16 protein-coding genes are annotated in these 22,373 nt (G+C 61.1%); 7 read left to right on the top strand and 9 right to left on the bottom strand.

The window, feature by feature from the left end; genetic code table 11:
* The first annotated feature begins 52 nt into the window (after positions 1 to 52).
* Positions 53 to 808, top strand: a complete 756-nt coding sequence (pdxJ, locus tag AC3ISG_RS05370) for a pyridoxine 5'-phosphate synthase (protein ID WP_122622376.1) — start codon at positions 53 to 55, stop codon at positions 806 to 808.
* A 220-nt stretch (positions 809 to 1,028) separates the two neighbouring features.
* On the opposite strand, the gene cmoB is transcribed toward pdxJ, so the two are convergent.
* The 3 genes from cmoB to AC3ISG_RS05385 form a co-directional block, all read right to left on the bottom strand.
* Complete coding sequence (gene cmoB, locus AC3ISG_RS05375; RefSeq protein ID WP_489298674.1) at positions 1,029 to 1,988, bottom strand: tRNA 5-methoxyuridine(34)/uridine 5-oxyacetic acid(34) synthase CmoB; 960 nt, start codon at positions 1,986 to 1,988, stop codon at positions 1,029 to 1,031.
* Positions 1,985 to 2,728 carry a carboxy-S-adenosyl-L-methionine synthase CmoA gene (cmoA, locus tag AC3ISG_RS05380; RefSeq protein ID WP_423572241.1) on the bottom strand — a complete coding sequence of 248 codons (744 nt, stop codon included), beginning with the start codon at positions 2,726 to 2,728 and terminating at the stop codon, positions 1,985 to 1,987. Before cmoA ends, cmoB begins: the two co-directional genes overlap by 4 nt.
* A gap of 154 nt (positions 2,729 to 2,882) precedes the next feature.
* Complete coding sequence (locus tag AC3ISG_RS05385; RefSeq protein ID WP_489298675.1) at positions 2,883 to 5,003, bottom strand: TonB-dependent siderophore receptor; 2,121 nt, start codon at positions 5,001 to 5,003, stop codon at positions 2,883 to 2,885.
* 218 nt (positions 5,004 to 5,221) lie between these two features.
* Here AC3ISG_RS05385 and AC3ISG_RS05390 point away from each other — a divergent pair, with 218 nt between their 5' ends.
* Positions 5,222 to 7,018, top strand: a complete 1,797-nt coding sequence (locus tag AC3ISG_RS05390; RefSeq protein WP_489298676.1) for a methyl-accepting chemotaxis protein — start codon at positions 5,222 to 5,224, stop codon at positions 7,016 to 7,018.
* Between the two features lie 87 nt (positions 7,019 to 7,105).
* On the opposite strand, the gene AC3ISG_RS05395 is transcribed toward AC3ISG_RS05390, so the two are convergent.
* From AC3ISG_RS05395 to lon, 3 genes are all read right to left on the bottom strand, one after another.
* Positions 7,106 to 7,498 carry a protease inhibitor I42 family protein gene (locus AC3ISG_RS05395; RefSeq protein ID WP_489298677.1) on the bottom strand — a complete coding sequence of 131 codons (393 nt, stop codon included), beginning with the start codon at positions 7,496 to 7,498 and terminating at the stop codon, positions 7,106 to 7,108.
* Between the two features lie 142 nt (positions 7,499 to 7,640).
* Positions 7,641 to 8,009, bottom strand: coding sequence for a PH domain-containing protein (locus tag AC3ISG_RS05400; RefSeq protein ID WP_122536070.1), 369 nt, complete (start codon positions 8,007 to 8,009; stop codon positions 7,641 to 7,643).
* Positions 8,010 to 8,083: 74 nt separating this feature from the next.
* Positions 8,084 to 10,501 carry an endopeptidase La gene (gene lon, locus AC3ISG_RS05405; protein ID WP_272629993.1) on the bottom strand — a complete coding sequence of 806 codons (2,418 nt, stop codon included), beginning with the start codon at positions 10,499 to 10,501 and terminating at the stop codon, positions 8,084 to 8,086.
* 260 nt (positions 10,502 to 10,761) lie between these two features.
* Here lon and AC3ISG_RS05410 point away from each other — a divergent pair, with 260 nt between their 5' ends.
* The 4 genes from AC3ISG_RS05410 to AC3ISG_RS05425 are packed head-to-tail and all read left to right on the top strand — an operon-like array spanning position 10,762 to position 15,117.
* Positions 10,762 to 11,433, top strand: a complete 672-nt coding sequence (locus tag AC3ISG_RS05410; RefSeq protein WP_489298678.1) for a methylamine utilization protein — start codon at positions 10,762 to 10,764, stop codon at positions 11,431 to 11,433.
* On the top strand, positions 11,430 to 13,781 hold the full coding sequence (locus tag AC3ISG_RS05415; protein WP_122536073.1) for a bifunctional diguanylate cyclase/phosphodiesterase: 2,352 nt from the start codon (positions 11,430 to 11,432) through the stop codon (positions 13,779 to 13,781). Before AC3ISG_RS05410 ends, AC3ISG_RS05415 begins: the two co-directional genes overlap by 4 nt.
* 14 nt (positions 13,782 to 13,795) lie before the next feature.
* A complete protein-coding gene (locus AC3ISG_RS05420) occupies positions 13,796 to 14,686 on the top strand; it encodes a DUF3034 family protein (RefSeq protein WP_489298679.1) in 891 nt (296 codons plus the stop codon).
* Complete coding sequence (locus AC3ISG_RS05425; protein ID WP_427684805.1) at positions 14,686 to 15,117, top strand: group I truncated hemoglobin; 432 nt, start codon at positions 14,686 to 14,688, stop codon at positions 15,115 to 15,117. Before AC3ISG_RS05420 ends, AC3ISG_RS05425 begins: the two co-directional genes overlap by 1 nt.
* Positions 15,118 to 15,309: 192 nt before the next feature.
* On the opposite strand, the gene AC3ISG_RS05430 is transcribed toward AC3ISG_RS05425, so the two are convergent.
* From AC3ISG_RS05430 to AC3ISG_RS05440, 3 genes are all read right to left on the bottom strand, one after another.
* A complete protein-coding gene (locus AC3ISG_RS05430) occupies positions 15,310 to 17,742 on the bottom strand; it encodes a glucose/quinate/shikimate family membrane-bound PQQ-dependent dehydrogenase (RefSeq protein WP_489298680.1) in 2,433 nt (810 codons plus the stop codon).
* 113 nt (positions 17,743 to 17,855) lie between these two features.
* Positions 17,856 to 19,238 carry a carbohydrate porin gene (locus tag AC3ISG_RS05435; RefSeq protein ID WP_489298681.1) on the bottom strand — a complete coding sequence of 461 codons (1,383 nt, stop codon included), beginning with the start codon at positions 19,236 to 19,238 and terminating at the stop codon, positions 17,856 to 17,858.
* 649 nt (positions 19,239 to 19,887) lie between these two features.
* The gene (locus AC3ISG_RS05440) at positions 19,888 to 21,918 is read right to left on the bottom strand and encodes a TonB-dependent receptor (protein WP_489298682.1); all 2,031 of its coding nucleotides are present in this window, start codon (positions 21,916 to 21,918) and stop codon (positions 19,888 to 19,890) included.
* A gap of 198 nt (positions 21,919 to 22,116) precedes the next feature.
* On the opposite strand from AC3ISG_RS05440, the gene AC3ISG_RS05445 reads away from it, so the two are divergent.
* On the top strand, positions 22,117 to 22,344 hold the full coding sequence (locus AC3ISG_RS05445) for a VF530 family protein (protein WP_122622363.1): 228 nt from the start codon (positions 22,117 to 22,119) through the stop codon (positions 22,342 to 22,344).
* Positions 22,345 to 22,373 lie beyond the last annotated feature (29 nt).

Below are 22,373 nucleotides of genomic sequence, written 5' to 3' on the forward strand. Positions count from 1 at the left end.
TGCGCAATCAGCCGCCACTGGCTGGCACCGCCACAGTAATCAGGAGAACCCCGTGACCCACAGCACTCGCATTCTGCTCGGCGTGAACATCGACCACGTTGCTACCCTGCGCCAGGCCCGGGGCACGCGCTATCCCGATCCGGTCAAGGCCGCCCTGGATGCTGAAGAAGCAGGCGCCGACGGCATCACCGTGCATTTGCGTGAGGACCGTCGGCACATTCAGGAACGCGATGTGTTGCTGCTGAAAGAGGTGCTGCAAACGCGCATGAATTTCGAGATGGGCGTCACCGAAGCGATGATGGCGTTCGCCGAGCGCATTCGGCCCGCGCATATCTGCCTGGTGCCGGAAACCCGTCAGGAACTGACCACTGAAGGCGGGCTGGATGTTGCCGGTCAGGAAGCGCGCATTAAGGCAGCAGTTGAGCGGTTGTCGGCTATCGGCAGCGAAGTGTCGTTGTTCATCGACGCCGATGAGCGACAGATAGCAGCGTCCGCCCGGGTTGGCGCGCCGGCCATCGAACTGCACACAGGCCGTTATGCCGATGCCGAAACCCCGGCGGCTGTGGCCGAAGAACTCAAGCGTATTGCCGATGGTGTCGCCTTCGGTTTGGCCCAGGGCCTGATCGTCAACGCCGGCCATGGTTTGCACTATCACAACGTTGAAGCCGTCGCGGCGATCAAGGGGATCAACGAGCTGAACATCGGCCACGCGCTGGTGGCCCATGCGCTGTTTGTCGGCTTCAAGTCGGCAGTGTCGGAGATGAAGGCGTTGATTCTGGCGGCGGCGGATTCTGCTCATGGCAAGTGACAGATAGGGGATTGCGCATCGTCTTGACACTCCGCTTTCGTGCAGCAGACACAAACTTTGTGGGAGCGAGCTTGCTCGCGAAGAGGCCGGCACTCTCACTCACTATGTCGGCAGACAGAATGCCTTCGCGAGCAAGCTCGCTCCCACGGGTGATTTGTCCGCACTGACATCTGCGGTGTTGTCATGCTCAATGAGCGCGCGCAATAGCGCTTTTGTCGGGTTACGGCTTGCGCCCCACAATTACCGCACGCCGGGGCGCTGGCAGTCCTTCCACGGTTTTGCTGTGATCGGCCGGATCGAGGAAATCGCTCAACGACTGAAAGCGCATCCAGTCGGTGCCACGTTGTTCTTCAACCGTGGTGGTGCTGACGTCGACGCAGCGCACATCGACGAAGCCCGCGCGGCGCAGCCACAGTTCCAGCGCGGGCACTGACGGCAGAAACCACACGTTGCGCATCTGTGAGTAGCGGTCTTCCGGCACCAGCACCTGATTCGCGTCGCCTTCCACCACCATGGTTTCCAGCACCAGTTCGCCGCCTTTGACCAGGCAATCCTTCAGCGCCAGCAGGTGATCGATCGGCGATTTGCGGTGGTAGAGCACGCCCATGGAAAACACCGTGTCGAAACCCTCCAGCCGCGCCGGCAGATCTTCCAGGGTGAACGGCAGGTGCCACGCTGGCAGATTGGGCAGGTAACGCTGCATGGCCTGGAACTGGCAGAAGAACAGCCAGTTGGGATCGACACCAATGACGCTGTCAGCACCGGCGCCCAGCATGCGCCACTGGTAATAGCCGTTGCCGCAACCGACATCCAGAACGCGCTTGCCTTTCAGATCAAGGTGCGGCGACACCCGCGACCATTTCCAGTCCGAGCGCCATTCGGTGTCGACGTGTACGCCGAATACATCAAAAGGGCCTTTGCGCCACGGCGACAAGCCCATCAGCGCGGCGCGGGTCTGCTCGCGGGTGGCGTCATCGCAGTCGGCGTCGAGGATGAAATCGTTCTTGAGCTCGATGCGGCTTGGGGTCAGATCAGGCAAGGCATTCAGCGCGCCTTGCCAGCGTTCCAGGTCGCCATGACCCTTTTCCATCTTCGCGTCGAGTTGCGCCTGCAGGCCTTGGGCCCAGGCATACAGTGGCGTGCCCGCCAGACGGCGGACCAGGGGAGCGAGATCAATCATGGCAGAGCAATCAACGAGGCGAAATTAAGGCACTGGAACCAGGGCACGACTTTGCTGAATCCGGCAGCCAGCAAGCGTTCGCGGTGCTGCTCAAGGCTGTCGGGTTTCATCACGTTTTCGATGGCGCTGCGTTTCTGCGCGATCTCCAGCTCGCTGTAACCGTTGGCGCGTTTGAAGGCGACGTGCAGATCGGTGAGCAGCGCGTGCTCTTCGGTGTCATCAAAGCGCAGCTTCTCTGACACGATCAGCGCGCCGCCGGGCAGCAGCGACTGGCGGATACGCGTCAGCAGAGCGAGGCGTTGTTCCGGCGCGATGAACTGCAGGGTGAAGTTCAGGGCGACCACCGAGGCGGGCTGAAACTCGAGATTCAAAATATCGCCGTCGATCACCTCCACCGGCAGCAGCTCCTGGTACATCGAGTCCTGAGCGTTGAGATATTCGCGGCAGCGTTCGACCATGGCCGTCGAGTTGTCGATGGCGATCACCCGGCAATCTTCAGTGCGCACATGCCGACGCAACGCCTGAGTGACGGCGCCCAATGAGCTGCCCAGGTCATAGAGCACGCTATGGGGCTGGGCGAACTGCGCCGCGAGCACGCCGAGGTTTTCGACGATGGTCGGGTAGCCCGGCACCGAGCGCTTGATCATGTCCGGGAACACCCGCACCACGTCTTCGTTGAAGGCGAAGTCGGGCACCTGGGGCAGCGGCTGGGCGAATAGGCGGTCGGGTTCTGGGCTCACGGCGATTCCGGGGGACAAGGCGAAAAGTGCGGCATTTTAGCCAATTCCTTCCCTCGGCTGGAACCTCATCTCATCGCTGGTTTGCTGACGTCTGCGTCGTGGGTAAAAAAGCCGCGCCGGTTGCCCGTGTGCGGCTTGGAGGCGAGCCTTGTAATCAGTACTTCCAGCTCACCGACGCGGTGAAGTTGCGTGGATCGCCGAAGTTGCTCTGGTTGTAGCGCAGGCTCTGTTGGTATTTCTCGTTGGTGAGGTTGTTGAGATTGAGCTGGGTGCTCCAGTGTTGATCGATGTCGTAGCGGGTCATCAGGCCGATGAGCGCGTAGGCATCCTGGCGGGCGGCCGGCGAGTCGTCGTTCTGAGTCTTGCTCTGCCAGCTCAGGCTGCCGCCGACCTTGACCTTCGGTGCCATCGGCAACTGGTAGGTCATCGACGACGTCAAGGCGTGGCGCGGGATGAACTTGCGCGCACGGCTGTCGTTGTCGTCTGTGATGTAAACGTAAGTGTACCCGCCGTTGACTTGCAGGCCTGGCGCCACTTCGCCCGACGCCTCCAGCTCCACGCCGCTGCTGTCGTAGGACATCGCCTCGTACACGTAGCCGCCCAGGCTGGCGTCATAGGTCGAACTGCCCGGCACGTTGTCTTGCTTGGCATGGAACACCGCTGCGCTCACGTTGAGCTTCTTGTCCATCAACTGTCCCTTGATGCCTGCCTCGTAGCTTTTGCCTTCAAGGGGATCGAGCACCCGGCCTTGGGTGTCGAGGTAGTACTGCGGATTGAAGACTTCGGTGTAACTGGCGTACAGCGCGTATTCGGGCGTCAGGTCGTAGACCATACCGGCATACGGCGTGACCTTGCCGTGAATGCGCACCTCCCGCGCGGAGCCGTAGTTGTCGCCATTGCTGTCCGCGCTGAGCATGCGCGCGCCGGTGATCAGGTGCAGGTCGTCGGTCAGGCTGAAGCGCGCGCCGGCGTAAACGCTTTTCTGGCGATCGGTGTAGTTCGACGTCGCAGCAGGTAACGCGGCAGCGTAAGTCGGACGCGGCAGGTAGCCATGCAGCGCATCTTCAAGGGTCACAGGCGAGTAGTTGAGGGCGTCACCGTACTGCGAGGATTCGCGATTGCGCTGGCGTGCAGCGTTCGCCCCCAGCGTGAGTTGATGTTCGCGACCGCCCAACGTGAACGGCCCGCTCAGCGAGTAATCACCACTGAGTTCGAGGTTCTTGTCTTTGTACTTGGAGCCCAGCCCGGTGTAACCGGTGGGTGAGGTGCTGTCGCCGTACATGTAGAACATCTCGGTGTCTTCGCGGTGCTCGGCGCCGGCGACCGTCAGCTTCGACTTCCAGTCGTTGGCGAAGGTGTGCTCCCACTCGGCAAACGCACGTTGCGTGTGAACGTCCCAATGCACCCACGGCTGGGAAATATTGGAATGGATGCTGCTGTAATGAATGGCGTTGCCATTGCCGTCGACCAACGGCAGTGCGCCCCAGCTTGAGCCATTGGCGTTGGTTTTCTGGTCCTCGTAACCAAGGGTCAGCGTGTCGCTGTCGCTCAGGTCGAATGCCAGCAGACCGCTGAAGATGTTCTTCTCGCGGGCGTAACGATCAAGGTATGAGTTGCCGTTTTCGTTGGCGTAGATGACGCGCCCCCGCACGTTGCCCGAGTCGGTCAGGGGGCCGGAGACGTCGATGTCCACCCGGCGTTTGTCCCAGGAACCGGCGGTTACGTCGATCTTTGCCTGGGGATCGTAAGTCGGGCGTTTGCGGATGAAGTTGACCGTGGCCGAGGGGTTGCCGGCCCCGGACATCAAGCCGTTGGCGCCGTGTACGATATCGACCTGCTCGTAGGGCGCCAGGTCGATGTCGCCCACCAGCAAACCATTGGTCATCGGCATGGCCGTGCCGTCGTACTGGAAGTTGTTGATGTCGAAACCGCGCGCGGTGAAGTAGGTGCGGTCTGTTTCGACTTTCTGCACGTTGACGCCGGGGGTGCTGGTCAACACATCGCGGATGCTGTTGAGCTTGAAGTCATCCATTTGCTCGCGCTTGATGTTGGTCACGCCCTGGGGCGTTTCCTGGTTGGTCAGGTCCAGCCGAGTGGTGGTGCTGCTGGGTTTGCCCTGGTAGCCCTGCGGGTTGCCGGTGTCGCCGTAGGTGGCGGTTGACGTCACGTCAGTGGCCGGCAGGCTGAGCGCTGTCTCTTCGGCATTCGCTGTGTTGAGCACGCTCAGGGCAATTAACGAAAGGGCCTTTGGGCAAAAGGGGATCGAGTGACGCATGGCGGGCAACGCTCCGGCGAATGTAACAAATGATGATGGTTCTCAATTATCGGGAAGTTACAATTGAGAATCAATGTCATTTATTCCTTGCGTTGCTGTTGGCTGCAACGCTGGCCATGATCGCGTGTCCTTCACCCCGCAGCATTAAAGCTTTCACTTCGGCAGTCGAAACACCTTAATTCGCAACCCATTTCATTACTGGCACAGGGAACCGTGGCATGCATGCGTTCAAGGCGTTGTACGAGTCCGTCGAGAGGCAGTTTTTCGACTCTTTGACCAAGAAGTTGTCGAGCCTGTTTCTGATGGTGGTGGTGAGCGCCGTGGTGTACTGGGTGGCCGTGAGCATCCGCGCCGACGTGCTGCTGCAGTTGCGCAGCGCGCAGTTGCCGGCGGGGACGCTAAGCATGATCGAGGGCAAGCTCGATGTGCTAAGCAATGCCATTCTGGCCAGCACGCTGTTCACCCTGTGTCTGGTCAGCTTCATGGTCTGGTATTTCCGGCACTTGATCGTGCGGCCGGTGACCCAGATGACCCTGGCGCTGGAAGGTATTGCCAATGGCGAGGGCGACCTGTCCAAGGACTTGCCGCTGCTGACCCACGATGAAATCCGCGTGCTGGCAAGCACCTGCAACCGGTTTCTTGCCAAGCAGCGGGAGATCATCAGCAGCGTTCAGGCGTTAACCGTGAACATTGCCGTGGAGTCTGCGCGGTCGTTGAAAAACATCAGCGACTCCAGCGACAGCGCGACCCATCAGGCACGCTTCGCCAAGGAAGTCATGCAGCAGAGTAACGACGCAGTGGGGCGGATTGCCGAGGTGTCCCGGCAGACCCAGGGCATTTCCGGGACCACCGCGCAGAACCTCAGCATGGCCCGTGATTCCTACACTGAACTGCTGGAAGTGACCGGCAACATCAGTGAGATTTCCAGCAGCCTGAATGAGTTCGGCACGCTGGTTTCGGCGCTGAACCAACGTTCGTCGAGCATCAAATCCATCGTCGGATTGATTCAACAGATCTCTTCCCAGACCAACCTTTTGGCGCTCAACGCGGCGATCGAGGCGGCGCGTGCAGGGGAGAGCGGGCGTGGTTTCGCGGTGGTTGCCGACGAAGTCCGGACCCTGGCCCAGAACGTCAGCCGCGCCACCGAGGACATTTCCCAGAACATCGACGCCATGTTGCTGGAAGTCAGTTCGACCCACGAGCAAACCACGCAGATCAGCCACAGCGCCCGGGAGACGCAGAAAGTGGTCGAGCGCGCGTCAGGGCATTTCGAAAGCATGATTGGCGACTTCGAATCCACCCACACCAAGCTGGAGGACATTGCCTCGCACATCCAGCAGTTCGCCGACAGCAACACCGGCATCAACGACCGCGTGACGCAGATTCATGCGGACAGCCAGTCGATTGACCAGCGCATGCAGCATTCCGCAACCGCCACCCGCGATCTGTCGGGCGTGGCGGAAAAGGTCCAGGCGCTGCTGGGACGGTTTGTTCTCGGGCACGGCGCGCTGGACGCTGGCATTACACGCGCCAGTCATTGCCGCGACCGGCTCCAGGTACGCCTGGCCGCGCTGCAACGTGAGGGCGTCAACCTGTTCGATCAGAACTACAAACTGATTCCCGGTACCGACCCCAAGCAATACACGACCAGCTACACCGAACGCTTCGCGCAGATCTGTCAGGAAGAGTGTGACGCGCTCACTAAAGGCACGCGGGGCGGAAAGGTCACCTTCATCGTCGACAGCAAGGGTTACTGCCCGGTGAACAACAGCTGGGTGTCGAAAAAACCGACGGGCGACCGGGCTATTGACCTGCCGGTGTGCCGCAACAAGCGCATGTTCGCCGACCCCATCGGCCTGCGCGCAGCCGCTAACCAACAGCGCTTCCTGCTGCAAACCTACCTGCGCGATACCGGCGAAATCATGACCGAGATCGACGTGCCGTTCTTCTTCGAAGGCCGTCATTGGGGCAACTTGCGCATGGGCTTCGATGCTGCGCAGTTACTGGCCGAATGACAGAGGCTCACGCCAGTGCTCAGCGACTGAATAGCCCTTCGCCGGCACGGACGTTCCTGCGGGGGCGGGCGCGGCATCAGTTGGCGATCAGTTCACCGTAATGACGCAATCGAAAGTGCGTTCCGGCGCCACTTCCGGCGCCCAGGGCTGCTGGTAGACCATCATGAGGTGACCCGAGCCCGGATTGGCCGCTCGGTAGCGCCAGACCGACTGACCGCCTTCACCTACCAGCCCGACATCTTTAGAAGCATTGAACACCTCAGGCCCGAGGCTGCTCAGGACGGACGGCGCAGGATTTTGCATCAGCCAGCGGTACCCGGTCGTGGGATTGCTGGGCAGCATCAGCATGAGGGTCTGGCCGGTTTTGAGGGTGAGGGGGCATTCTTGCTGATCGTCCAGGGAGACAATCTGTTTCGGCGCTTGGGCGCAAGCGGCAAGCAAGCTGAAGCTGAGCGGGACGAGCAGGCGGGCAGGGGTCATGAAGGCTCCGGTCGTAGGCAACGTTTGCGCAGGATAACCGAAGATGGATGTGTTGAAACCTTGCCGCTCCGTCTACGCCGCGAGACCGGGGATCAGCCTGCATCACGCCGCGACGGGTCGCTGCCGGGTCAACGGGTATCGTTCAGAGAACGAATTGAGAGATGTACCTGGAAATTTCGACGATGGAGGTCTTCCCGGTGAATTCGAACTTCACCTTGCCCAGAGCGGAGAAGTAAATTTCGAGTTCGGAATCGAGGTCGAAGGTCCCGGAGGTTTCCACCGAGTAGGCCACGATGTTTTTATACGGCAGTGAAGTGAAGTCCTTCTTGCTGCCGGTAATGCCTTGCACGTTGACGGAAATGATCCGCTTGGTTGTGAAGACAACACCGTCGCGCATCGACTTGTAGGCATCGATGACGGTTTCATCATCAAGCAGCAGCGCAGCCACACGCTCAGCGTATTCGTTGTTCTGCTTGAGTTTGAAAAAGCCTTTGTTGTTGAAGTCGAGCATGTTGCATTCCTTGTCTGTGATGCCCACTTCCACAGGTCACGAATTGCCCCCGTGGAAGTGATGCTGGCCCCGTCCTAAAACAATATCTTCGCCACATCCGCAAAACGTTTGGCGAAGTGCGCGGTGATGCCCTCTTTCAGGTAATCCGGCAGTTCTTCGAAGTTGCCACGGTTGGCTTCCGGCAGGATCAGCTCGTAAATCTTCTGCCGACGCGCCGCAATCACTTTCTCCCGCACACCGCCGATAGGCAGTACGTGCCCGGTCAGGGTCAGTTCACCGGTCATCGCAACGCCCTTTTTCGGCGCCTGGTTACGCGCCAGGGACAGCAGCGCGCTGGCCATGGTCACACCGGCACTTGGCCCGTCTTTCGGCGTCGCCCCTTCAGGCACGTGCAGGTGAACGAAGGCTTCGTCGAAGAAGCTTTTATCGCCGCCAAACTTCGCCAGATTGGAGCTGACGTAGCTGTAGGCGATTTCGGCGGATTCCTTCATCACGTCGCCCAACTGGCCGGTAAGCTTGAAGCCGCGGTTGAGCGTATGAATGCGCGTCGCTTCGATGGGCAGCGTCGCGCCACCCATGCTGGTCCAGGCCAGACCGGTGATCACGCCGGTGCCCGACAGCACTTGTTCGTTGCGGAAGACCGCCATGCCCAGCGAGGCCTCCAGCTCTTTCGGGCCGATCTTGACCACGGTGTCCGGGTTGTCCAGCAGCTTGACGACGGCCTTGCGCACCAGTTTGCCGAGCTGTTTTTCCAGCTGCCGCACACCGGCTTCTCGCGCATACCCTTCAATGACCGCGCGCAATGCACTGTCGCTGATCATCAGGCTGTTTTTCGACACGCCGGCCTTGGCCAGTTGCTTGGGCCACAGATGGCGCTTGGCGATGGCGAGCTTTTCTTCAGTGATGTAGCCGGACAGGCGAATCACTTCCATCCGGTCCAGCAGCGGGCCAGGGATCGAGTCCAGGGTGTTCGCGGTGCAAATGAACAGCACCTTCGAGAGATCAAGCCGCAGGTCCAGATAGTGGTCGAGGAATTCGACGTTCTGTTCCGGGTCCAGGGTTTCGAGCAGCGCCGAGGCCGGGTCGCCCTGGAAGCTCTGGCCCATCTTGTCGATCTCGTCGAGCATGATGACCGGGTTCATCACTTCCACGTCTTTCAGCGCCTGCACCAGCTTGCCCGGTTGGGCGCCGATGTAAGTGCGACGGTGACCCTTGATTTCGGCCTCGTCGCGCATGCCGCCGACGCTGAAACGGTAGAACGGACGGCCCAGGGATTCTGCGATCGATTTGCCGACGCTGGTTTTACCCACCCCCGGCGGGCCGACCAGCAGCACAATGGAGCCGGAGATTTCGCCTTTGTAGGCGCCGACGGCGAGAAATTCGAGGATGCGGCTCTTGATATCGTCGAGGCCGGCGTGGTGCTGATCCAGCACTTTGCGCGCGTGTTTCAGGTCGAGCTTGTCGTCACCATACACGCCCCACGGCACTGAGCTTGCCCAGTCCAGATAGTTGCGAGTGACGGCGTATTCCGGCGAACCGGTTTCCAGCACCGACAGCTTGTTGATCTCTTCGTCGATGCGCTTGCGCGCCTGTGCCGGAAGGGTTTTGCCCACCAAACGCTCTTCGAACTGTTCGATGTCAGCGCTGCGATCGTCCTTGGTCAGACCCAGTTCCTGCTGGATGACCTTGAGCTGTTCCTTGAGGAAGAACTCGCGCTGATGCTCGCCGATCTTGCGGTTCACTTCGGCGGAGATCTCTTTCTGCAGGCGCGCGACTTCCACTTCCTTGCGCAGCATCGGCAGGACTTTTTCCATGCGCTTGAGCACGGGCACGCAATCGAGCACCTGCTGCAGCTCGACGCCAGTGGCGGAGGTCAGGGCGGCGGCGAAGTCGGTCAGCGGCGAAGGGTCGTTGGGGCTGAAGCGGTTGAGGTAGTTCTTCAACTCTTCGCTGTACAGCGGGTTGAGGGGCAGCAGCTCCTTGATCGCATTGATCAGCGCCATGCCGTAGGCCTTGACCTCGTCGGTCGGCTCGTTGGGCTGGTGCGGGTATTCGACCTCCACCAGAAACGGCGGGCGATGGTGCTTGAGCCAGGTCTTGATGCGCACGCGGCTCAGGCCCTGGGCGACGAACTGCAGCTTGCCGTTTTCGCGGCTGGCGTGGTGCACCTTGACCAGCGTGCCGTACTCGGGCAATGCCTTGGTGTCGAAATGACGCGGGTCGTCGGGCGGGGTGTCCATGAAAAACAGCGCCAGCGAGTGGTGATCAGATTTGCTGACCAGCTCCAGCGTTTCGGCCCAGGGCTCTTCATTGACGATGACCGGCAGCACCTGCGCGGGGAAGAAAGGACGGTTGTGGATCGGGATGATGTACACCTGATCCGGCAGGTTCTGGCCGGGGAGGGCGAGGCTCTTTCCGCCAGAGCCGAGGATTTCGTGCTCGTGATCGTCGTCGGGGTGCGGCTGGTTGGCGTCGGACTGCTGGTCGCTCATGGGGCACCTGCATAAATGGAGATGAGCCTTAGATGGGGCGGATGGCCTCAGGTTTCAATAGCGTCGGTCGATAGCAATGACTAGGCAGGCCGATTTGAAAGCATGTATGGCGTTGCGCCAGTCCGTGACCTCCAATAGGTGGTGGCCATGTGCTTTGCCGGAAGTTCGCCTGATATCGCCGACCTCCGATCCGTGGGCTACGCTGGAATTCATCGCCAAGTAGGCTCTTTTTGCGGGCCTCGCTGTCTGGAACACCTGTCATGCGCCATGTCTTTATTTCATTGTTGCTGGTTGTAACCGCTCTGTATGGCACCTTCGCCCATGCGGCCGGCCTGACCGCCGAGGTCGTCGATGCCCAGGGCACGCCGCTTCGCGACGCGGTGCTCACCCTGCGCGGCGCCACTGCGCCCCCTGCCGTGTCGCTGAAAGCCGACATGGACCAGCGTGATGTGCAATTTGCCCCCCACGTGCTGGCGGTGCGCACCGGCACAGAGATCAGTTTTCCCAATAGCGATCACATTCGCCATCAGGTGTATTCATTCTCGACGCCTAAACGCTTCGAGCTGCGGCTGTATGGCGGTACGCCGTCGGACCCTGTGCTGTTCGACAAGTCGGGCGTGGTCGTGCTCGGCTGCAACGTGCACGACAATATGCTCGGGTATGTGTACGTCACCGACGACGGCTGGTTCGGCGTAAGCAACGACAAAGGCTCCCTGAGCCTGGATCAAGTACCCGCCGGTCGCTACGCCGTCACCCTCTGGCATCCGGAAGCCCCCGACATGTTGCCGGTGTCCGGTGGCGACATCGACATTCCGGCCGGCGGCCTCAAACAGCAGTTCAGCATCGCTGTGCAGCCCAGTGGTGATGCCACCCCCGACGCACCGCCGTCCAGCGCGTTCGGCGATGCCTTCCATAAAGCGGCTTACGAATGAGGCTGCGCATCAGCTTTCAGGCGCGAATTGCCGGCGTGTTGATCATGCTGCTGCTGATCGTCGTCTTTGCGGTGTTTATCGCGGTGAAAGCCGCGACCCAGGACGCCGTGCGCAAACAGGCGCAAGCGCAGCTCGAGGTCGGCACCCGGGTGTTTGAAGGCTTGCTGGAAATGCGCGGCAAGCGGCTGCGCGACGCTGTGCAATTACTGTCCACCGATTTCGGCTTCCGGGATGCCGTGGCATCAACGGACTCGGCGACCATTCGTTCGGTGTTGCTCAACCACGGCGCCCGAATCAACGCCAATGACATGTTTCTGCTGGGCATGGACGGCACGGTGATGGCCAGCACCGTCGCGCAGATCCCCGAAGGCTCGCCGTTTCCGTACATCCAGGCGTTGCGTGAGCTCAAGGGCAAGAATCAGTCGATGCTGATCGTGCCGTTGCAAGGCCAGCCTCACTTGCTGGTGGACAGCACCGTGCTCGCACCGCTGCCGATCGCCCGCGTGGTGATGGGTTTCAGCATGGACGGTGATCTGGCTCAGGAACTGCGCTCGTTGAGCGGTTTGCAGGTGTCGTTTCTGTCGATCGTGCAAAAGCAGCCGGGTCAGATGATCAGCACCCAGCCTGCGCCGTTGTTTGACAGCCTGCGCAGCGTGATGATGAATCCGCCCAGCGACGAGATGCAGATGACCGAGCATCAGAGCCAGAGTTTTCTGAGCAAAACCCTGCGACTGGGGAGCATCAGCGGCAGCGACGGCGAGGTCGTGGCCCTGCTGCAAAGCCCCCTGGATCAGGCCATGCAGGCGTTCGCGCCGCTGGACAAGACGCTGTTCTGGATCACCGTCGTCGCCCTGGCCGGTTCGCTGGTGGGCGCGTTGTTGCTGGCGCGCAGCCTGTCGCGACCGGTGAGTGCCCTGGCCCAGGCGGCGCGGCGTATCGGCGAAGGTGATTACGCTACGCCCGTGGTGCTCGATCGCAGGGACGAACTGGGCCTGCTCGCCAGCGCCATCAATTCGATGCAGAGCGGGATCGCCGAGCGTGAGCTGCAACTGGCGCACAACGCCCTGCATGATCCGCTCACCGGTCTGCCCAATCGCGCGCTGGTCATGGAGCGCCTGGGCAGTGCGGTCGTTGCTCAGCGGCCAGTGGCCCTGCTTTATCTGGGCATCGATAACTTCCGCGCGATCAGCGCCAACGTCGGGCTCGAAGGCATTGAGCAACTGCTGCGAATCATCAGCGCGCAGCTGCAATTGCCGCTGCGTCCCGGCGATACGGTGGCGCGGCTCTCCGATAACGAATTTCTGTTGCTGGTGCAAAACGCTGAAACCGACAGCGCCGTCGCGGTGGCTGACCGGCTGCAGGGTTTGCTGATCAAGCCGCAGCGCATCGGCGAGCAGGACATCGCGATGGATGCCTGCATCGGCATCGCGGCCTATCCGGCCAACGGCGATTCGGCAACCGAGCTGCTCAGACGTGCGTCCATCGCCCGGCAGGATGCGGCGCAGTTGCCGGGACGTCTGCAGGTCTATGTGGACGGTCGGGATGTGGCTCACTTGCGCCAGATTAGCCTGATCCGCGACCTGCGTCTGGCGGCGCGCAACGGCGAACTTTCACTGCATTACCAGCCCAAACTGGACATTCGCAACGGCCGGGTCACCCAGGCTGAAGCCTTGCTGCGCTGGCAGCACCCGCAATTCGGCTCGGTATCGCCGGCTGAGTTCATCGTGCTCGCAGAACGCACCGGCAGCATTCAGATTCTCACCAACTGGGTGATCGAAGAAGCGCTGCGCCAATTGGCCGAATGGGCCCAGCGCGGTCTGATTCTGCAGGTCTCGGTGAATATCTCGGCGGACGACCTGTTGGACCGCAATCTGGCTGACCGCGTATCTGCGCTGCTCAAGCTGTACCGCGTGCCGGCCGAACAGCTGATTTTCGAGATCACCGAAAGCGCGATCATGCGCGAGCCCGAGCAATCGCTGAAAGTGCTCAATCGCCTGCGCGAATTCGGCATCAGCCTGTCGGTGGATGATTTCGGTACCGGTTATTCCTCGCTGGCGCACCTTAAGCGGCTACCGGTGCAGGAACTGAAGATCGATCAGTCCTTCGTGCGCGATCTGGATGAAACCAGTGAAGACGCCGTGATCGTGCGCTCGACCATCGAGATGAGCCACAACCTCGGTCTGAAGGTGGTTGCCGAGGGGGTCGAATACGACCATAGCCTGCGCTTGCTGGAGCGCTGGCAGTGCGACACCGCGCAGGGTTACCTGATCAGCCGGCCGCTGAGTGCGATCGCATTCGAAGCCTGGATCGCGCAGTCCCAGCTCCCCCCACGCATGACGGTGCATTGATGGAACAACGATCTATGGCACGAGGCCTTTCGACGTATTTGAACCCCGTGGTCCTGGCGAGCGTGGTTGGAGCCTGCGCGACGTGGCTGGCGCCAGCCGCTGAGGCCGAACAGGGGCGACTGATTGCCACGGGTGGCGCCAGCAGCATCGAAGGCGGCGCAGGCGGCGGGATCATTCCCTGGGCCATGCTGGCCGGGTATGACGAGCAGGGCGAGTGGGGCGGCAACGCGTTCGCCACCCACGTCGACTTGCCGGACTACACCCTGGATGTGGTCGGCGCTGCGGCGTCCTATGGTAATCGCGTCGAGATTTCCTACGCCCACCAGCGCTTCGATCTGGGCTCCCTGGTCAGCAAGCTCAATCTTCCGGAAGACAACCTCACCCAGGACATTTTTGGCGTGAAGGTTCGCCTGTTTGGCGACCTGATTTACGATCAGTTGCCACAGGTCTCGGCGGGGCTGGAATACAAACACCAGAACGATTTCCTCATCCCCAGCCTCGTGGGCGCCAAGCGGGATTCGGATGTCGAGGGCTACGTCACGGCGAGCCGTCTGTTCATGGGCGCGGCCTTTGGCTACAACGTGGTGGTCAACGCTGGTCTGCGTTACAGCCGTGCCAATGAAACCGGATTGATGGGCTTCGGCGGCGACCGACGGGATACCCGCAGCGTGCTGAAAGAGGGCGGCGCAGCCATCTTGTTCAACCCGCACTGGGCGGTGGGCATGGACTACCGCGAGAAGCCCGATAACCTCTCATTCACCGGAGAAAGCGACTGGGCGGATTTCTTCGTCGGCTGGTTCCCCAACAAGCATGTTTCCGTGGTGCTGGCCTACGCCCGGCTCGGTGAAATCGCCACGCTGGACAACCAGAACGGCACCTACCTTTCCGTGCAGGGGAGTTTCTGATGGGGCGGTCGTTGTGGCTGATCGTCGGGCTCAGTCTGTCGCTGCTGGTGGGTTGCGCCCAACAGCCTGCCAGGGACGACAGCCTTTATCAGGACCTGGGCCAGCGCGCCGGGATTCAGAAAATCGTCGAAGGCATGCTGCTGCACATCGCGAAGGATGACCGCATCTATAAATACTTCGCCAAGGTCGACATCGTCCGGGTGCGCGACAAACTGGTGGAGCGGTTCTGCGTCGAGGCAGGCGGGCCGTGCACGTATACAGGTGACTCCCTGGAAGAAGTGCACAAGGGCATGAACCTCAGCCGCAGCGATTTCAATGCGCTGGTCGAGAACCTCATTGATGCGATGAACGAGCAGCACATTCCGGTCACGACGCAGAACCGCTTCATTGCCCGGCTGGCGCCCCAGCGTGGGGAGGTAATCGAGAAGTAGGGAGGTGAGTCAAAGGGGACAGATTAATTTACGGTGAAGCGTTGTGAATAAATCAGTCCCCTTTAGCGAGTCCTTTAGCGCGTCTCTCGAGTCGCCTTCACGCTAAACCACTTTTCAGTGCGCAGAAAAAAAGGCGGTCACCTTTCGGGACCGCCTTTTCTGTTACTGCACGACGCTAATCAGTGACGCGGATCAGTCCGGCAGTTTGTAGGCGATCACGTAATCGCCCTGTTTGGTGCCCAGCGAACCATGACCGCCTGCAACGACCAGCACGTATTGCTTGCCGTCCTTGCCGGTGTAGGTCATCGGCGTGGTCTGGGCGCCTGCTGGCAGGCGGCCTTCCCACAGCTGCTTGCCGTTACGAACGTCGTAGGCGCGCAGGTATTGGTCGAGCGTTGCGCTGAGGAACGACACACCGCTGGCGGTGATGAACGTGCCGCCCAGGCTTGGAACGCCCATGGTCAACGGGATCGGAACCGGCGAGCTGTCACGCACGGTGCCGTTTTTGTGCTTCCAGATGGTCTGGTGGTTGGTCAGATCGACCGCCGCCACGTAACCCCATGCTGGCGCCTGGCAAGGCAGACCCATTGGCGACAGCAGTGCTTCGAGGATCACACCGTAAGGTGCGCCCTTGTTCGGCTGCACGCCTTCGGTTTCGCTCTTGCGACCCGGGCCGCCTGCGACTTCAGCCGCCGGCACCAGTTTGGAACGGAACGCCATGTAGCTCGGGTTCACGAAAGCAATCTGACGCACAGGGTCAACCGAAATGCCGCCCCAGTCGAACACGCCGAAGTTGCCTGGATAAACCAGCGAACCTTGCAGCGATGGCGGGGTGAACGGGCCTTCATAACGCAGGGATTTGAAGTCGATGCGGCAGAGCATCTGATCAAACGGCGTCACGCCCCACATGTCGCGCTCTTTCAGCGGCGGCGGCATGAAGTTCAGGTCGGACTTCGGCTGGGTAGGCGAGGTGTGATCACCGGCGACCGCGCCCTGAGGTACAGGGATTTCGTTGATCGGCACGATGGGCTGACCGTTGCTGCGGTCCAGCACGTAGATGCTGCCCTGCTTGGTCGAAGCCAGAACAGCAGGCTTCACGCCGTCAGCGGTTTTCATGTCCATCAGCGTTGGCTGACCGCCGACGTCCATGTCCCACAGGTCATGGTGAGTGAACTGGAAATGCCATTTCACGTGACCGGTGGCGATGTCCAGCGCGACCAGACCGGCGCTGAATTTCTCCGAGGCCTCGGTGCGGTTACCGCCCCACTGGTCAGGCATCTGATTGCCCATTGGCAAGTAGAGCATGCCCAGCTTCTCGTCGACGCTGAACATCGACCACATGTTGGGCGAGTTGCGGGTGTAGGTCTTGCCCTCGGCGATCGGCGTGGTGTCGTCCGGGTTGCCGCTGTCCCAGTTCCAGACCAGACGGCCGGTGTGCACGTCGAAGGCACGGATCACGCCCGACGGCTCGTCGGTGGAAACGTTGTCGGTGACGTGACCGCCAATAACCACGAGGTCTTTGGTCACTGCCGGTGGCGACGTCGAGTAGTAACCGCCCGGTGCGTATGTGCCGATGTTGGCGCTCAGGTCGATGGAGCCGTTGGTGCCGAAGTCTTCACACATTTTGCCGGTGTCGGCGTTCAGTGCGATCAGACGGGTGTCGGCAGTCGGCAGGAAGATGCGACGCGGGCAGCTATTGGCGGCAGTGGCAGCGGCCGGAGTGGCCGGGCTTTGCGCAGGCGCCGCAGCATCGGACGGAGCAGTGGCAGCATAGGCGGCGTCATCGTGATACGACACGCCACGGCAGGTCATGTGCGCCCAACCCTTGAAGTTGGCTGCTTTGCCGCTGCTGATCTTCGGATCAAAGCGCCAGATTTCCTTGCCGGTGTCCGGGTCCAGTGCAATGACCTGGCTGTGCGGCGTGCAGACGTAGAGCATGCCGTTGACTTTCAGCGGGGTGTTTTCGGCCGTGGTTTCACCCGGATCCTTCGGACCCGGAATGTCGCCCGTGCGATAGGTCCACGCTGGCACCAGCTTGCTGACGTTGTCCGGGGTGATCTGCGACAGCGGCGAATAGCGATCGCCGAAAGCGGTACGACCGTAGGACTGCCAGTCGCCATCCGGCATGGCCGGCGCAGCACTGGTGGTACCGGCGGTTTCGCGGTCCAGCTCGCCTTTGATTTCGCCCGGGTGGGTGAACTGGCTGGCCAGCGCGGCGATGCCCGCCACAATCACGGCGGCGCCCAGTGCGCGAGTACCGGCATCGCCGACCTGGCCACGAAGTACCGGACGACGAAACCATGGCAGCAGCATCACGATACCCAGGGCAAACCAGAGTGCCAGACGCGGCACCAGTTGCCACCAATCCAGGCCCACCTCCCACAGCGCCCAGACGGTACTGGCGAACAACACCAGTGCGTACAGGCCGAATGCCGCGCTGCGACCCATCATCAGCAGGACGCCGGTGATGGCGAAGCCGATGCCGGCCAGCAGGTAGTAAAGCGACCCGCCCAGCGTCAGCAGTTTGATGCCGCCGACCAGCAAGGCCAGACCCATTATCAGAATCACCAGCCCGAGCAAGCTCGGAAGCAGGCGACCCTTACCGAAAGCACCCTCAGTGCTCATAAGTGTTGTACTCCGTAACGATGTGATGGTTAACGCGTGTTGGCGTGAAGGCTTGGCGGTTAAGCCATGCCTTCAATGCCGATGCCTGGAGACAGACGGACGAGCGGAGCTGATCAGAACGAGGACTGGATTTTCAGCCCCGCGACCAGCGCGTCATCGACCTGATTCACGCCGCCCGGATGACGGATGAATTGCAGGTTCGGGCGCACGGTCAGCCAGTTGGCGACGTGCACGCCGTAGTAGATTTCGGCGTTGTATTCGGTGTCTTGCACGGGCAGGAACGCCGGGTCGTTGTAATCCGAGACGCCTGCGGCCTGATTACGCAGGTTGATGTTCTTGCGGTACGCCGGGTTGACGTGGATGCGGCTGATGCCGACGCCGATGTCATCCTCGGGCCGCGCGTCGAACGGGCCTTTGTACGTCGCGCCCAGGGCAACAAAGTTGTCGATCATGTTGGTTTTCTTGTCGTGCAGCGTGCCGTTCGCGAACAGGCTCAGGCCGCGGCTGTCGTCGCTCGACTCGCTGGTAACTTGCTGACGCAGGGTCAGCCACATGCCGTGTTTGCTGGACGACGAGGCGTAGTCATCGCCGCTCTGGGCGGCGTATCGACCGTTGCTGTCTTTGTAGACGTCGCTGCTGTCGGCGGTGCTGTAGTAGTAACCGGCGCGGTATTCGCCCGGCAGGCCGTTGACCTTCGGCGACCAGACGACTTCGACCGGCAATACCGCGCCCTTTGTGCCGCTGCCGCTGAGTTTGAAGGCGTTATCGTTTTCCAGGTTCGACGGGTTCTGCTCGAACGCACCGACCTGCACGAACAGTTCGGGGTTCAGCTGGTATTTGACGCGCATCGCCCACTGGCTGATCGGCCAGTTGTACCAGATGCCGCCGCCCCAGTTGCCGACCTGCGAACCGCACAGCGCCAGGTTCTGGAAGTCGCACGGGAAGGTGTTGAAGTCTTCGCCTTCGTTGAACCGGCCGACCTTCACGCTGAGTTTCTGGTCGAGAAATTTCTGCTGATACCAGAGGTCGGTCAGGCGCGTGACGTTGCCCCGGCCCCAGACTTCCTGGGACGACGAAATGGTGCCGGTGCGCGGGTCGCCCACGCGGTCATTGCTGATGTTGTCACCGTTGCGATTGGTCAGGGTCAGCTGAAATTCCGCGTCGTGCCAGCCGAGGATCTTCTGCAGGTCCATGTGCGCGCCAAGGGCGACCTGGTCGCTGTAACGGGTGGCCTTGTCATGGTTGTAACCGCCGTGCAGGTTGGAGCCCACTTCGACGACTGAGTCGAGCTTGAAGTCGTAGCCTTGTTCGGAAAGCTCGCTGCGCTTGCCGCCCCAGTCACCCAGCATCCACGGCGACGTGCTGTCGAACGCCGGCGCGGCGTGGGCGCAGGTCGCGAAGCCCAGTGCCGCCAGGCTTAGCGTGCCGGCATGACGAAGGGCTCGGGACGATTGGCAGGTCGGGGTGCAGAACGGGCGTTTCAGATGACTGGGCATAAGGCGTAAGGTCTTTTTGAGTTATTCGAGAGCAAAAGGCGATGCCGCTCGCAACACTTTGGAGGCGCGTTGCAAGGTCTTAACAAAGGACGAATTAACCGTTTCAGCGTTTAGGGCGGCGATGATAGGACGCTAACGATTTTTTAAAAAGTCAAAATTGCGACATGGATCGTTGCGATCGGCGTAACAGTGGCGGGGAGTCCGGGTAGCGCTGTCCATCGTCTGGCCCGGGTGTCTGCTTTGTAAGAGAGCAGGTTGAGGTCCCGCCGACCCTTACAGAGGGAGCGTGGATGGGCGTTTAGACGGGGTCTCCAGATTGTAGGATTCTGCGGCTTGGCGGCTCGCGCGACCCAAATGTAGGACTGGCTTTAGCCGGGAAGAGACGGGTTCAAACACCGTAGATGTACGGCGTGGCGGATGACGCTTTCCCGGCTGAAGCCGGTCCCACTAAGACCCTGCGTCGTGCCAGCAAGAGTGGCTGAATGCATGCGATCTAATTGTGGGACCGGCTTTAGCCGGGAAGAGGCCGGTTCGAAAACCGTAGATTTACGGCATGGCGGCTGGCGCTTTCCCGGCTGAAGCCGGTCCTACCCAGTGAGGGGCCCGTTGGGGCCGCTCAAGTTGCGGCGTCACCGTTCAGGTGGCCGCTCTAAAATGTCGTCCGGAGCCCGACCTCGACACTACGGCCTTCAGCCGGGGCGATGTCGCGCAGAATGGAGCTGGCGTAACGCACGGTCTGATTGGTGAGGTTCTCGCCGCTGACGAACGCCAGCCACTGACTGCCACCCACCTTGAACGTGTAGCCGGCACTGGCGCCCAGCGTGGTGTACCCGTCGGTGCCGGTTTCGTTATCCGGCACCCGCCGTTGCGAAGCAGCGTGTTCGAGGTCGATCCTCGCTTGCCACTTGTCCAGTTCCCACAACAATCCGCTGTTGAGCCGCAAAGGGGCGATGCGCGGCAGGGCTTCTCCGGTATCCAGGTTTTTGGCACGGGTGTAATCGCCGGACAGCTCCAGGGCGAAATTGCCATACCGGGTTTCGCCGAGCTTCCAGTGATCCTTGGCCTCGAAACCGGCAAACCGTGCGCGCACGCCTGAGTAGGTGTATTCGGGGATGCCTTCAGGGTCCTCAGCGCCTTCATCGTTCAAGGTCCGGCCGCTGCCCAGCAGTCCGATGTAGTTGGAGAAGTGGCTGTAAAACACGCCGACACTTCCTACATGGATACCGTTGTCGAAGCGCAGCGCCAGATCGCTGGAAACGGCTTTCTCTTTGGACAGGTCGGCATCCCCGACTTCGTACGTGCCGGTGGCGACGTGAGCGCCATTGGCATAGAGCTCATAGAACGTCGGCGCCCGCTCGGTGTAGCCAAGGGTCGCCGCCAGCGACCAGATCGGCGTCAGCGTGTATACGGCACCGGACGAAACGCTCCCTGCAGTAAAGCTGCTTGAGCTGTTGGCGTTGGTGAATCGCTCGTTGCCCCCGCCGTCCGGGTCTACGGTGGTGTGTTCAATGCGGCCACCCAGGCTGAGCTTCAGGCGGTCAGTGGCCTGCAGCTCTTCCAGAATGAACAAGGCACCGGCGTCAGTATCGGTCTGCGGGACGAAGGCCTCTTCGCCAAGGGCTGAAAACTCGCTGCGCGTCACTTGGGCGCCGACGATGCCTTCAACCGGGCCGATGGGCTGATGCCGGGCCTCGACGCGGGCTTCGTAGCCCTTGTTCTTGAACGTGGTGCCGACTTCGCCGTCTTCGATCTCCATGTGCTTGTAATCGGTATAACCGGCGTCGAGTTTGACCGAGCTGAACGGGCCGGAGAGATTGCGGATCTCGGAGGCAAATGCGTAGTGGTCCTGCTTCATGCGGATGCGCACGCCTTGCTCGGCGGGCGATCCGTAATTGGCGTCGTAATTGCTGTAGGAAAGCCCGGCGTAACCGTCGTCCCAGGTGTAGGAGCCTCCGACCGCGCCTCCGTCCTGTCTCCCATCGCTGTTGCCGAGGCGGTGTTTTCTGTCGCTGTCTTGCGGATCCCGCGCGCGCTCATCGGCGGTGCGGGCATAGCCCGGGATCTTCAGGTCGTTGAACTCCCGCGCGTTGGCGTCCAGGTGCAACGCAAAGGTGCCATTGCCCGCTTCCAGCTTGCCCGCGCTGCTGCGGGTTGTGTCGGCCCCGCCATAACGCAACTCACCCGCGCCCTGGATGCCCTCGATGGCTTCGGTGGGGATGCGGTTGTCGAACGTGTTGACCACGCCGCCGATGGCGCTGCCCCCGTAAAGCAGCGCTGCAGGGCCGCGCACGATTTCAATGCGGTCGACGTTGACCGGATCCAGCGGCACCGCGTGATCGTAAGACAACGAGGAGGCATCCAGCGCGCCGACTCCGTTTCGCAGAAGCCGGATGCGATCGCCGTCCAGTCCCCGAATGATCGGCCTGCTCGCGCCCGGTCCGAAATAGGAGGATGAGACGCCGGGCTGTTTGTTCAACGTCTCGCCCAGGCTGCCTTTCTGTTGCAGGGTCAGCGCATCGCCGGTCAGTACAGTGCTTGGCGAGGCAAGTTGATCGCTCCCCAGCGGGTTGGCAGTGATGACTTGCGGCTCCACCTCGATGGCGTACGCAGGTGAGGTGATCAGCAATGCGGCAGCAAGCGGCGTCAGGCGCCACGGACGGATTTGTGAGGGACGGGACATGCGACGTTTCCTTGGACAACGATTCAAAATGTGCGATATGTTAGTGTTATAACATAACAATAAAAAAGCAATCATTTTGAAATCGGTCGCCCTCGTCGGCTGCTTGCAGTCTTCACACTGACTACGGCGTCCGTTAAGGTGCGCAGCTCGCGAAACCTCTTCCAACCAGCCCGTCCCCTCAGCGTCCATAGGCCCGCCATGACCACACCCAACACTAATCCGCTGCACGGCGTGACGCTGGAGCAGATCCTCATCGCGCTGGTCGAGCATTACGAGTGGTCGGGCCTGGCCGAACGGATCGACATTCGCTGCTTCAAGAGCGACCCGAGCATCAAGTCCAGCCTGACGTTTTTGCGCAAAACGCCTTGGGCGCGGGAGAAGGTTGAAGGGCTGTACATCAAGCTGGCGCGCACCAAGCGGCCTTGACTTGACCTGAATCGCCGATTGCCAAGGAC

The organism is Pseudomonas sp. GL_135 (assembly GCF_057834665.1).

Coding starts and splice junctions, on each gene's coding strand:
- AC3ISG_RS05410 (WP_489298678.1), top strand. CDS start 10,762: ATGCGCCATGTCTTTATTTCATTGTTGCTGGTTGTAACCGCTCTGTAT.
- AC3ISG_RS05420 (WP_489298679.1), top strand. CDS start 13,796: ATGGCACGAGGCCTTTCGACGTATTTGAACCCCGTGGTCCTGGCGAGC.
- AC3ISG_RS05435 (WP_489298681.1), bottom strand. CDS start 19,238: ATGCCCAGTCATCTGAAACGCCCGTTCTGCACCCCGACCTGCCAATCG.
- AC3ISG_RS05440 (WP_489298682.1), bottom strand. CDS start 21,918: ATGTCCCGTCCCTCACAAATCCGTCCGTGGCGCCTGACGCCGCTTGCT.
- lon (WP_272629993.1), bottom strand. CDS start 10,501: ATGAGCGACCAGCAGTCCGACGCCAACCAGCCGCACCCCGACGACGAT.
- AC3ISG_RS05430 (WP_489298680.1), bottom strand. CDS start 17,742: ATGAGCACTGAGGGTGCTTTCGGTAAGGGTCGCCTGCTTCCGAGCTTG.
- cmoB (WP_489298674.1), bottom strand. CDS start 1,988: ATGATTGATCTCGCTCCCCTGGTCCGCCGTCTGGCGGGCACGCCACTG.
- AC3ISG_RS05385 (WP_489298675.1), bottom strand. CDS start 5,003: ATGCGTCACTCGATCCCCTTTTGCCCAAAGGCCCTTTCGTTAATTGCC.
- AC3ISG_RS05390 (WP_489298676.1), top strand. CDS start 5,222: ATGCATGCGTTCAAGGCGTTGTACGAGTCCGTCGAGAGGCAGTTTTTC.
- AC3ISG_RS05425 (WP_427684805.1), top strand. CDS start 14,686: ATGGGGCGGTCGTTGTGGCTGATCGTCGGGCTCAGTCTGTCGCTGCTG.
- AC3ISG_RS05415 (WP_122536073.1), top strand. CDS start 11,430: ATGAGGCTGCGCATCAGCTTTCAGGCGCGAATTGCCGGCGTGTTGATC.
- AC3ISG_RS05395 (WP_489298677.1), bottom strand. CDS start 7,498: ATGACCCCTGCCCGCCTGCTCGTCCCGCTCAGCTTCAGCTTGCTTGCC.
- AC3ISG_RS05445 (WP_122622363.1), top strand. CDS start 22,117: ATGACCACACCCAACACTAATCCGCTGCACGGCGTGACGCTGGAGCAG.
- AC3ISG_RS05400 (WP_122536070.1), bottom strand. CDS start 8,009: ATGCTCGACTTCAACAACAAAGGCTTTTTCAAACTCAAGCAGAACAAC.